This window comes from Nocardia xishanensis NBRC 101358 (assembly GCF_001613365.1).
Taxonomy (GTDB): Bacteria; Actinomycetota; Actinomycetes; order Mycobacteriales; family Mycobacteriaceae; genus Nocardia; species Nocardia xishanensis.
The window spans coordinates 93761-105176 of record NZ_BDCF01000009.1 but is presented as its reverse complement, the minus strand read 5'-3'; the positions used below and the strand labels follow the sequence as shown (position 1 = coordinate 105176).

Here is an 11416-nt window from a genome sequence, read left to right as displayed (position 1 = left end):
CTAAACCGTACGCACGTCACCAAACCGAGTCGGTGACGCCCTTTCCGGTTTCGGACTTGCCCTCGAGGGTCTCCACATCGGTGAAAACCAGTTCCGCGTCCTCGCGCTCGGCGTCACCCGGCGGCGCGACGGAAACCGGCGGCTCCATCGGGATCTCGCTCTGGAAGTCGGGCATTCCCGGGATCACGTCGGAAAGCTTGGGCAGCCGCGCCCGCTCCTCCGCCAAGGGCGCCATGACTCGCTTGCTCTGCTCGAACACATCCTCGGCGGCCTGCTGGGCCAGCCGAGTGATGGATTTGGCGATGTCCTCGTAGCTGTATTCGTCGATGCCGCTGCCGAATTTGGTTTGGATGACCACCCCGTTGGCGTTCACCGTCACCGAGATCTGCCGGTCCCTTGTGCTCGCGGTGGCCGTGAGCTTGACCCGCTGCTGCTGCATCTCGGCGATCTCGCGGATGCGGCTGCGGAATTCCTCCATCACACCGGCGATCTCGGCATCGCGTCTGGCCATCTAGTTCTCACCCACTCCACAAACTCTCATGGCGGTCCGAGTGGACCGCCGGCCGACTACCAACAAGCGGTGCGGCTCAAATGTTCTCGAACTGCTCTCGGCGCTTCTGCTCTTCGCGTTCGGCGTTGGTCGCGTTCTGGAACTGGCCATCGGAGAGCTTGCCCCAGGACTTGGCCATGGTCCGCGTGCCCTCGACGGCGCCCTCGAGCTGGTATTTGAGACCCTTCGGGTCATCCATGAACTTCTTGCCGAATACCGGGTCGGAGCTGACGATCGAGATCAGCGAATCCAGCTGCGCCTGCACTCGATCGGCGAGTTCGTCCATGCGGTCGCGCACCTTGCCGGTGTCGGTACCCGCGATGCGCTGCTTCTCCACAAAACTCTCGACGTCCACAGTGCACCTCTCATCTCACAGGCTCGTACCAGCCACGAAAGCCGCTGGTAAGCACAGCTTTCCGACCATTCTGGCACCTCGGCCGACGATGCGGGCCGATTCACCGGTCCGAAAAGCTTAAGAACCCGTAAGGAAATTCGCCATCGATCCGTTCCCTGATGTTAACCCGCAATGGGCGGGTAACCAGGGTCAGGCGTCGACCATCCCGTTGCGCTCCTGAAAGCGCTGCTCGAACTCCGCGATGTAGCGCGAGGGCGCGATCGACGACGAGGACTGCTCCAGCACACCGTCATCGGCGATGTAGAACAGCGCGCGGCCGATGGCGATCTCGCCCGGCGCGGTAGGCACGTAGACCATCCAGCCGCAGCTGATCCGGTCGGCGCGCAGCTGATCCAGCGGATAGCCGGTGGTGTCGAGATCGCGCTCGAGAATGTAGCGGCGCACCTGATCGATGGCCTCGTCCTCGGGCATCGGATCCGGCAGCGTGGTGGCCACGCCGGCCATGGTGAGCTGGTAGAAAGCGCTGTCGATATCGTAGTCGCCCTCGTCACCGAAGACGCTGATCAGCGTATCCCTTGTCACCACACCGGCTTCCGCGGCCGAGACCAGCGTGGCCACGGCGGCGACCTGGCCGTCGGTCGGCTCAGCGGCGACCAGGCTGGAGATCACGTTGGTCACCGTCTGCGCGGTCCAGATACCGGGCACGGCCTCGGCGAGCTGATCGGCCGTCGGCGACTCGGCGCGGTACCAGCGACCGCCCTCCCACCAGTAGCAGAACGACAGCAAACCGCTGGCGGCCCGAGGGTTCAGCACCGGGTTCGCCACCCAGGCCGGAGCACCGGCGTAGTACGCGGGCAGCTGCGCGCCCTGGTTGTACGCCGCGTCCAAGGCGGGCGCGTTCCAGACACCACCGGAGAACACCGCTCGGCCACCGGGCAGCATGTACAGCGTCGAGCCGCCCCGTTTGGCGCCTTCGAACCACCCGAGCGCGGGCAGGATACGCGGCCCCCACTCGGAACCGACGGCGACGAACGCGGCCGCCAACACCGCCCAGCGGGCCCACAGTGTGGGCAGCGCCGGGAAATCACGCTCCGAGATCGTCCCGCGCACACCGGCTTCTCGATCCGCACGCGCCCAAACGGCAGCCTCGGCCGGGGTGCGGGACTGGCGGTTGCCGTGACTCACGTACGCGGCCAGCCACACCGGCAGCCGCTCCCGCGGATTGGCTTCCAGGTCGGCCTGATACACCTCGGCCGGGAACAGGTGCTCGTCCGGGAACGGCTCGTCACCGTAGTCGTAGTCGATATCCAGCTGACCGGCAGGCGTCAGCTGCAACAGCAGCCGCCACCACGGGCCGTCGCCCATGGCGGCGGACACCTCGCGGTGCCTGCGCACCAGCTCCAGCACCGCCTCCGACGGCTGGATGCGGACCGAACGCTCCCGATCGTCGCTGAACACGATCTGCGCGACCTCGGCGACCGCGGTGAAAACGAACACCGCGTCCAGCTTGGACCAGCCCTGCGGAGCGCCGGTGGCCAATTCGCGGGCCAGGTTGTGGCCGATCTCGCGGGCCTGCTCGGCCGGGTCGACGGTTTCGGGCCCCGGCTCCGGCTCCGGCTCCGGCTCCGAATCACCTAGCGAGAACTCCACATCGGGTTCGTCGCTGCTCTCCTCGAACGCCTGCTGGAACTCCTGGCGGAACTCTTCGTCGGCGCGCTGCTCGGGTGTGCGATTCGGCTGCTGATCGCCGGGGACCTGGTTGTCGCCGGCCTCGTTGTTCGGGCCTTCTTGGCTGGTCACGGTGCAGCTATCTCCTCATCCACGCACCCGTGACCGGAATCCCGACGGGGCGTCCGGTCGCAGGCTAGAGCCGACTTGCTGTCCTTCATCCTGACACAGGATGTCGAAAACCGACCCGGAGCCGAAACCCACACCCCTCAGGAGGATTTACGGACCCGCCGTGGCGGGCCTCGGCCGACCTCCGCAGGGCAGGACGAGGCCGCGGCGCTGCCGGCGGACCGGGGCCGCTGGTCATCGGCTACTTCGAAGGAAGCAACTGAGAAGCAATTCTCGCGCACCGGGCGGTTTTCGTCCCCCTCACGAGCGGTGACTTTCCTAAGAACGTGTCAAGGTCTCGGATAACCTCCGCGTCCTTTCCCTAAGGGACGGTTAGAGATTTCGCATTACTCGTGGCATTTCCAGTGACCGGCGACACAGTGGGGTTGCCCAAAAGTGTGCGGAGTCCAAAGGAGTTCTCATGACTGCGACACAAGCCGCCGGCGAACGCAGGGTCGTCGGCAACGTGATGCGTGGATCGCTCGGCAATCTGATCGAGTGGTACGACTGGTATGTCTACGCGGCGTTCAGCGTCTACTTCGCGAAGACGTTTTTCCCCTCCGGCGATTCCACCGCCCAGCTCCTGCAGTCCGCGCTGGTCTTCGCGCTCGGCTTTCTGATGCGGCCGATCGGCGGCTGGCTGCTCGGCCAGTACGCCGATCGGGCCGGTCGCCGAACGGCTTTGACGCTCTCGGTGACGGTGATGGCGGCGGGCTCGCTGATCATCGCGGTCACGCCGAGCTACCACACCATCGGCATCGCCGCGCCGATCATTCTGCTGGTGGCGCGCCTGCTCCAAGGGTTGTCGCTCGGCGCCGAATACGCGACCAGCGCGACCTATCTGTCGGAGGTGGCCACCCCCGGCAAGCGCGGGTTCTACTCGAGCTTCCAGTACGTGACCCTGGTCGCCGGTCAGCTCACCGCCCTCGGCGTGCAGATCATCTTGCAGCACATCCTCACCTCGGAGCAGATGAACAGCTGGGGTTGGCGCATTCCGTTCGTGATCGGCGCGGCGGGCGCGGTGGCGATCATGTGGCTGCGCCGCGGGATGGACGAGTCGTCGCACTACGAGGCCGCCGCCTCCGACGCCACGGCGCAGGAGAAGAAGCGCGGTTCGCTGCGCGTGCTGCTGGAATACCCGCGTGAATGCCTGGTCGTGGTCGGCCTGACCCTCGGCGGCACGGTGGCGTTCTACACCTACACCACCTACATGCAGAAGTTCATGATCAACACCTCCGGCATCTCCAAGGGCACGGTGGCCTGGATCAACTTCATCGCGCTGCTGGCGTTCGTGGTGATCCAGCCGCTGGCCGGGGCACTGTCCGACCAGATCGGCCGACGGAAACTGCTGCTGTTCTTCGGCATCACCGGCACGGTGTGCACCGTTCCGATCATGACCGTGCTCGCGCACACCTCGAACCCGGTCGCGGCATGGGGACTGATGATGCTCGCCCTGATCATCATCACCGGCTACACCTCGATCAACGCCATCGTCAAAGCCGAGCTCTTCCCCACCAAGATCCGTGCGCTCGGCGTCGGCCTGCCCTACGCACTGACGGTGTCGATCTTCGGCGGCACGGCCGAATCCATCGCGCTCGCTCTGAAGAAGGCGGGTCACGAATCCGTGTTCTTCTACTACGTAGCCGGATGCATCGCGATCTCGCTGTGCATCTACTACTTCATGCGGGAGACCTCGGCGACCTCGGTGCTCGAGTCCGAACGCGCGGCCGACGCCACGCGGGAGGACACGGCCGAAGTCCCGGTGGCGTGACGCGGAACCGAAACGCCTGCGCACCGATCCTTCGATTTGCGAGGATCGGTGCGTGAGGCTTGCCGTAGTCGAGGACGATGATGGGGTGGCGAGCGCGCTGCTGGAGGCGTTGCGAACCAAATACGAAGCCGATCACATCAAACGCGGCAGCGATCTGTTGCTCTTCCACAACCGCTACGACGCGGTGGTCCTCGATCTCGGACTGCCGGACATGGACGGTCTGGAAGTGCTGCGCAAGCTGCGGAAGGTCAGCTCGGTGCCGGTGGTCATCCTCACCGCGCGCGGCGGTGAGCGGGCAGTCGTTCGCGGGTTGCACGCCGGGGCCGACGACTACCTGGTCAAACCGCCGCGCATCGCGGAATTGATCGCCCGGCTGGAGACCGTCACCCGGCGCGCGGCCGCGCACGCTCCGCCGCCGCAGCACGTGATCGTCACCGGCGATGTCCGCGTCGATCTGATCGCGCGGCGAGTCGAGGTCGCGGGCGAACCGATCACGCTCACCCACAAGGAATTCCAGTTGATCCGCATCCTTCTGGAACGACCGGGGGCGGCGGTGAGCAGGCAACAGCTCATGGACCGGATCTGGGGCGACGCGTTCGCGGCGGTGTCGCGGGCGCTCGACGTGCACATGGCGGCGCTGCGCGCCAAGCTCGGCAGGCCTGGGCTGATCACCACCATCCGCGGCTTCGGATACCGGTGGGAACTGGACGATATGCCGTAGTCCTCCGCGTCCCACGTCATCTGCGGAGGGGCGGCGGTGTCGAGATCGGTCGGCACGGATTGATGGGGGCGCGCGCGCAGAGTTCCCGATTCACCGGATGGCAGGATCACCGCATGCGAGTTCTTGTACAGCGTGTGACCGCCGCGCAGGTGACCGTCGGCGGCGAACTCGTCGGACGGATCGAGCCCGATCCGCAAGGGCTGGTCGCGCTGGTCGGCGTTACCCACGACGACACCGAGGCGATCGCGAAAGCCCTGGCGGACAAGCTGTGGCGGCTGCGGATTCTGGACGGCGAGCGTTCCGCGGCCGATCTGAACGCGCCGGTGCTCGTCGTCAGCCAGTTCACCCTCTACGCCGACACCGCCAAGGGCCGCCGCCCCTCCTGGTCCTCGGCCGCGTCAGGCCCGATCGCCGAACCATTGGTCGACGCTTTCGCCGCGGCACTGCGCGCCCTCGGCGCGACCGTCGCGACTGGGCGTTTCGGCGCGCACATGCATATCGAGCTCACCAACGACGGCCCGGTAACGCTGCTGCTGGAGGCGTGAGCACGGGGTTCGCGCCGAATTAGCTGGGAGCTAGCAGCATGCCTGATCGTTCCTGGGCGACGACACCCGATTTGTGGCAGACTCTCCGCGAGAACAGATGTGGCCGAAGGCACGACCGTCTGTGAAAGGTGATGCGGGAGTTGGGGTCGCGATGGATCTGAGTGCTATCGAACGACAGGTAGCGGTCGATCGCAGTGCGGCCCGAGACCGAACGGTCGATTCCGAACTTCGATTGGCCACCTCGCTCGCCGAACTGGCCAAGGCGCTGATCGCCACCCGAAACGATCCCACCGCCCGCCGTGACCGCACCTTGGAAGCTCCGGCGCCTGCCCAGGAAGCTGTCGGCATCCGGCTGCACTGGCTGGCCGCCGGAATGGTCGAGGCGCGGTTCGCCGGCGAATTGCAAGAGGCCCTGCGCATCTTCGAGCAGGTGACGCGGGAGGCGGGCCGCCGCGATCTGGCGACCAGCACCATCCGGGGCGCCTGCGCCACGTATCGCCAAGTGGCGCAGACCCATCCGCACGTGTCGGGAATGTGCGCCGACGGGCTCGGCAAGTGCGGCGTGTGGCTCGGCAGGCTGGACCAGGACGCGGCCGTTGCCGCGGTGGAGGACGCCGCACGGATCCGCGCCCAGCTCGCCGCGGCCAATCCCGAGTTGGCGGGCAAGTACCTGGCCAGCCTGAGCACGCTGCTGCGCACCCTCATGGTCGGCCGCTCGCGCAAGCAGGCGCTGGCGATGTACCGCGAACGGTATGCCGCGTTCACCTCCACCAGCATGTCGATCCGCCTGCGCGCGTGCGGTATTCGCGATCTGGACCTCACGCCGAAGTCCTACAACGCGCTGGTCGAACTGGAGTGCCGCACCCTGGAACAAGCGGGACGGCTGACGCAGCAGCAGATCGTCCGCAAGTCCTCCGGCGACCTGTCCACGGTGGAGGAGATCAACTGGCGCTTGGCGCTGGTCGGGCTGCGCCCGCTCGCGCCGGGCGAGGACCCGGAGCCGCCGTCGACGCCGCTCGAGATCGGACCGACCTTCGGGGCACTCGGCGTGCGCTGCCCGGACCGGGACGCCATGACGCAACTGCGCGCCGCCATCATCGCGGCCTACGCCGACGACGACATCCACCCCGTCGACAGCGCCACCTACCTCAATGCCGACGACGAGGACTGGGTGATCGGCGAGGCCGAGTTCAACACCGCGACCACGCTGGGCGACGACGTGGTGCTGATCGAGATGTCCTACGGCGGCTGGGTGAACGTGATGAGCCTGAACTGGGAGCTCGCTCCCGTCGGAAAACATCCGCTGGCACTGCGGCTTTCCCAGCGCTGGCCGGTGGTCGGCGTCACGGCCACCGCGAACATGTCCTACGAACTGTGCCGGTACGAGCAGGGCAAGGCGACGCAGTACGCAGCGCTCGGCCGCCCGGCCGGTCCCGCGTCGCTCGACGAGCCGCTCGCGCCCTTGGACTTCGGCGTACTGGCCGCCTACGGCGCGTCGCACGCCACCGAGAACAAGGTGCGTTCGGCGTTCGGCAATACGCAGTCCTTCTCGAACCTGACCTATCTGCCCGGCGCGGGCATCCGGCAGATGCGCAAGTCGATAGCGCTGATCGATCACGATCACGTGCTGTTCTTCCGCAAGACCGGCCAGAGCTGAATCACGGTCCGCCCCAGCGTATTCGGTAGCGCCGACCGCTGCACGCCGCGCGCCCTCACGGGCAAGCTGCGGCTCCTCGCAACGAGATTCGAGTAGTTCGCTACTCGGGAACCTATCCGGGTGCGGAACCTAATCTGACTGCATCGTCGGAGAGTTCACGACCGAGCCTGGGAGGTACCGAGAAGAACCGCCGAAAACCGCTGCACTGCCGAAGGTCTCGGCTAAGCGCACAGGGCGCGGGTGCAAGGAACGACGTCACCGATCCAGCGGCGAAGCTGGGTATCGTCGGGCGACTCAGGCCAGTACACGAACGTGTCGAAGCCGGTCGTCACGGCGAGATCGACCAAGATACGGGCCCAGCCCGCGGCGTCGGTGCGAATCGGTTCCTCGCCGCGCAAGCGCACCGGGCCGGGCGCGTCGGTGATCGTCCCGACCAGCTGTGCCATGCGGGTGATGTCCGCCGGGGAACGTCCGGCGTCGACGGCGGCCGCGGAAATAGTGTCTTGTGCACCTTGCCATTTCTCGTAGGGCAGATAGTGCGGGATCGGCGCCGCCCAACCGTCGGCGATCCGTCCGGTCAGCGCGTTGGCCTTCGGGCCGACGCTGCCGAACCAGATCCCGACGGGATGTGCCGGCGCCGGACCCGACTGCACGCCGTGCACGGAATAGTGCGTGCCGTCGACAGTGGCCTTCGCGTCGGGCCGCCACATCGCGCGGATGATCTCGGTAGCCTCCTCCAGCGCTTGCAGCGCTTCGGGATTCGTGCGCTCCGGGCCGCCCATCGCCTTGATGGCGGGCCAGAACGCGCCCGCGCCGAGGGCGAGCTCGAACCGTCCGCCACTGAGCAGATCCAATGTCGCCGCCTGTTTGCCCAGCATCGCGGGCCCGCGCAGCGGGAGGCTCGCGACGTCCGGAAAGACCCGCAGCCGCTCGGTTTCCGCCAACACGGTGGCGATCAGCGCGAAAGTGTCGACCAGCGCTCCGGAGTACGGGTGATCCTGGATGCCGAGCAAATCGAGCCCGTCCGCGTCGGCGATCTTGGCCAGCTCCCGGATCCGATGCAGTTCGGTAGCTTTGGGCGCGAGCTGAATCCCGAAACGCAACGTCACGGCGTGCTCCTTGTCTGGACGAGAGGTGGCTGCCCGCGGAAAGCGAAACGGCGGCCCCCGATCCTATCGGGAGCCGCCGTGCGGAACTTTCGCGCTACTCGGGGCGCACGGTGAGAATGCGCGGGCCGTCCTCGGTGACAGCGACGGTGTGTTCCCAGTGGGCGGAGCGGCTGCCGTCCAGGGTGACCACGGTCCAGTCGTCGTCGAGCACCTTGGTCTGGGTGGTGCCGAGGGTGAGCATGGGTTCGATGGCCAGCACCGAGCCGACCACCAGCTTCGGGCCCTTGCCCGGCGCGCCCTCGTTGGCCAGGAACGGGTCCATGTGCATCTCGCGGCCGATGGCATGCCCGCCGTAACCGTCGACGATGCCGTAGGCCCGGCCGTGCAGTTCCTCCGCGGCGCGGGTGCCCATTTCGATGGCGTGCGACACGTCGGTCAGCCGGTTGCCCGGCAGCATCGCCGCGATGCCCGCCTCCATGGACAGCCGGGTGGCCTCGCTCAGCAGACGGTCGGCCTCGATGATCTCGCCGACGCCGAAGGTCCACGCGGAGTCGCCGTGCCAGCCGTCCAGGATGGCGCCGCAGTCGATCGAGATCAGATCGCCCTCGGTGAGGATTTCCTCCCCGGTCGGAATCCCGTGCACGACTCGGTCGTTCACCGACGCGCAGATCGAGGCCGGGAAGCCGTGGTAGCCCTTGAAGGACGGCACTGCACCGGCATCGCGGATGGTCTGCTCGGCGACCTCGTCCAGTTCCAGGGTCGAGACCCCGGGCTTGGCGGCCGCGCGCACGGCGACCAGGGTGCGGCCTACCACCGCGCCCGCCGCCGCCATGGCGTCCAGCTCACCGGCGGTGCGGAACGGCACCACCTTCTTGCTCTTGTTGCGCCCGAAGACCATGGCTCAGCGTTCCCGAGACAAGGACATCAGTGGCCAAGCGCGCGCAGCGCGCGTCCGTTGACCTCGTCCACCTCGCCGACGCCGTCGACCGTGACGACCAAGCCGTCGTAATGCTGAAGCAGCGGCTCGGTCTCCTCGCGGTACACCCGGAGCCGGTTGCGGATCACGTCCTCGCTGTCGTCGGCGCGGCCACGCGCGAGCATCCGCTCGACCACGGTGTCCTCCGGCACGACGAAGCACAGGACAGCGTCCAGCTTCTTGTCCATGTCGCCGAGGATCTTCTCCAGCGCCTCGGCCTGATCGATGGTGCGCGGGTAGCCGTCCAGCACGAAGCCGTTCACGGCGTCCGGCTCGTTGACTCGCGCCTCGACCATGCGGTTGGTGACGTCGCTGGGCACCAGGTCGCCCGCGTCCATGTACTTCTGCGCTTCGCGACCCAGCGGAGTCTGCTGGCCGATGTTCGCGCGGAAAAGATCCCCTGTGGAGATGTGCGGGACGCCCAGCTTTTCCGACAGCAGGACGGCCTGGGTGCCTTTGCCGGCACCCGGCGGACCGAGCAGTACAACTCTCACTTGAGGAACCCTTCGTAATTTCGATTCATCAGCTGGCTTTCGATCTGCTTCACGGTGTCCAAGCCGACGCTCACCATGATCAGCACCGCGGTACCGCCGAACGGGAGGTTCTGGGCGCCACCGGAGTTGCCGATATCGAGGAACAGGTTCGGCAGGACTGCTACCAGACCGAGGTAGATGGAGCCGGGGAGGGTGATGCGGCTCAGGACGAAGTTCAGATAGTCGGCAGTCGGCTTACCGGGACGATACCCCGGGATGAAGCCGCCGAACTTCTTCATCTCGTCGGCGCGTTCCTCCGGATTGAAGGTGATCGCGACATAGAAGTAGGTGAAGAACACGATCAAGCCGAAGTAGATGGCGATGTACACCGGGTTGCCCGGGTTCACCAGGTACTTCTGGATGATCTCCTGCCACCAGCTCGGTTCGGGCTCGTTCTGCGCTCCCGTCAGCTGCGCGACCAGGTTCGGCAGGTAGAGCAGCGAGGAGGCGAAGATCACCGGGATGACGCCCGCCTGGTTGACCTTCAGCGGCAGGTAGGTCGAGGAGCCGCCGTACATCTTGCGGCCGACCACGCGCTTCGCGTATTGAACCGGAATCCGGCGCTGGCCCTGCTCGACGAAGATGACCGCGACGATGATGGCGAACGCGGCGACACACACCAGGCCGAACACGAGTCCGCCACGGCTGTCCAGGATGGCCTTGCCCTCGGTGGGGATGCGCGCGGCGATGCCCGCGAAGATCAGCAGGGACATGCCGTTGCCGACGCCGCGCTCGGTGATCTGCTCGCCGAACCACATGACGAGCGCCGCGCCCGCGGTCATCACGAGCACGATGATGATCATGCCGAAGATGCTGGTGTCGGCGAGGATGTCTTTCTGGCAGCCCTGGAGCAGCTGACCACGCGCCGCGAGCGCGACCAGACCGGTCGCCTGCAGGATGGCCAGCGCGATCGACAGGTACCGCGTGTACTGCGTCATCTTCGTCTGGCCGGATTGGCCTTCCTTGCGCAGTTCCTCGAACCGCGGGATGACGACCGTGAGCAGCTGAATGATGATACTGGCGGTGATGTAGGGCATGATGCCGATCGCGAAGACCGACAACTGCAGCAGCGCACCACCGGAGAACAGGTTGATCAGCTGGTAGATGCCCGCGTTCTCACCGCCGGAGACCAGGTCGACACATTCCTGGACGGCTTTGTAGTCGACGCCGGGAGACGGTAACGCGGCACCGGCACGGTACAGCGCGACCAACCCCAGCGTGAAGAGAATCTTCCGCCGTAAGTCCGGAGTCCGGAAGGCCGATACGAAGGCGGAAAGCACTGATCCTCCTGGCGCGAACGACATGGTCATGACATGGCAGTTTCAGCTTCGCCCGATTCCCTGGCGTACAGGGGGACGCCGAA

General features: G+C 66.5%; 11 protein-coding genes. 4 read left to right on the top strand and 7 right to left on the bottom strand.

From position 1 onward, the window contains the following. Positions 1-16 precede the first annotated feature (16 nt). The 3 genes from NX1_RS10070 to NX1_RS10060 all read right to left on the bottom strand — a co-directional run bounded on the left by NX1_RS10070 (position 17) and on the right by NX1_RS10060 (position 2705). Positions 17-511: a YbaB/EbfC family nucleoid-associated protein gene (locus NX1_RS10070; RefSeq protein WP_068056972.1), complete on the bottom strand. Its 495-nt coding sequence runs from the start codon at positions 509-511 to the stop codon at positions 17-19. 76 nt (positions 512-587) lie between these two features. Then, complete coding sequence (locus NX1_RS10065; protein ID WP_068056970.1) at positions 588-905, bottom strand: hypothetical protein; 318 nt, start codon at positions 903-905, stop codon at positions 588-590. 189 nt (positions 906-1094) lie between these two features. Further along, positions 1095-2705 carry a hypothetical protein gene (locus tag NX1_RS10060; protein ID WP_245668420.1) on the bottom strand — a complete coding sequence of 537 codons (1611 nt, stop codon included), beginning with the start codon at positions 2703-2705 and terminating at the stop codon, positions 1095-1097. Between the two features lie 457 nt (positions 2706-3162). Here NX1_RS10060 and NX1_RS10055 point away from each other — a divergent pair, with 457 nt between their 5' ends. The 4 genes from NX1_RS10055 (at position 3163) to NX1_RS10040 (ending at position 7435) form a co-directional block, all read left to right on the top strand. Beyond that, entirely contained in the window at positions 3163-4512 is a 1350-nt protein-coding gene (locus NX1_RS10055; protein WP_068056968.1) for an MFS transporter, read from the top strand. Between the two features lie 52 nt (positions 4513-4564). Then, complete coding sequence (locus NX1_RS10050) at positions 4565-5233, top strand: response regulator transcription factor (RefSeq protein WP_068056966.1); 669 nt, start codon at positions 4565-4567, stop codon at positions 5231-5233. A gap of 113 nt (positions 5234-5346) precedes the next feature. Continuing rightward, positions 5347-5778, top strand: coding sequence for a D-aminoacyl-tRNA deacylase (gene dtd / locus NX1_RS10045; protein ID WP_068057145.1), 432 nt, complete (start codon positions 5347-5349; stop codon positions 5776-5778). 232 nt (positions 5779-6010) lie between these two features. Then, entirely contained in the window at positions 6011-7435 is a 1425-nt protein-coding gene (locus tag NX1_RS10040; protein WP_245668419.1) for a hypothetical protein, read from the top strand. Between the two features lie 221 nt (positions 7436-7656). Here NX1_RS10040 and NX1_RS10035 read toward each other — a convergent pair whose 3' ends face one another. From NX1_RS10035 to secY, 4 genes are all read right to left on the bottom strand, one after another. Further along, positions 7657-8544: an LLM class flavin-dependent oxidoreductase gene (locus NX1_RS10035; RefSeq protein ID WP_245668418.1), complete on the bottom strand. Its 888-nt coding sequence runs from the start codon at positions 8542-8544 to the stop codon at positions 7657-7659. Between the two features lie 94 nt (positions 8545-8638). Then, positions 8639-9442 carry a type I methionyl aminopeptidase gene (map, locus tag NX1_RS10030; protein ID WP_068056962.1) on the bottom strand — a complete coding sequence of 268 codons (804 nt, stop codon included), beginning with the start codon at positions 9440-9442 and terminating at the stop codon, positions 8639-8641. Positions 9443-9468: 26 nt separating this feature from the next. Then, the gene (locus NX1_RS10025; protein ID WP_068056960.1) at positions 9469-10014 is read right to left on the bottom strand and encodes an adenylate kinase; all 546 of its coding nucleotides are present in this window, start codon (positions 10012-10014) and stop codon (positions 9469-9471) included. Further along, positions 10011-11333: a preprotein translocase subunit SecY gene (gene secY / locus NX1_RS10020; protein WP_068057141.1), complete on the bottom strand. Its 1323-nt coding sequence runs from the start codon at positions 11331-11333 to the stop codon at positions 10011-10013. The genes NX1_RS10025 and secY overlap by 4 nt, the downstream gene beginning before the upstream one ends. Between the last annotated feature and the right edge of the window lie 83 nt (positions 11334-11416).

Coding starts and splice junctions, on each gene's coding strand:
- NX1_RS10070 (WP_068056972.1), bottom strand. CDS start 511: ATGGCCAGACGCGATGCCGAGATCGCCGGTGTGATGGAGGAATTCCGC.
- map (WP_068056962.1), bottom strand. CDS start 9,442: ATGGTCTTCGGGCGCAACAAGAGCAAGAAGGTGGTGCCGTTCCGCACC.
- NX1_RS10055 (WP_068056968.1), top strand. CDS start 3,163: ATGACTGCGACACAAGCCGCCGGCGAACGCAGGGTCGTCGGCAACGTG.
- dtd (WP_068057145.1), top strand. CDS start 5,347: ATGCGAGTTCTTGTACAGCGTGTGACCGCCGCGCAGGTGACCGTCGGC.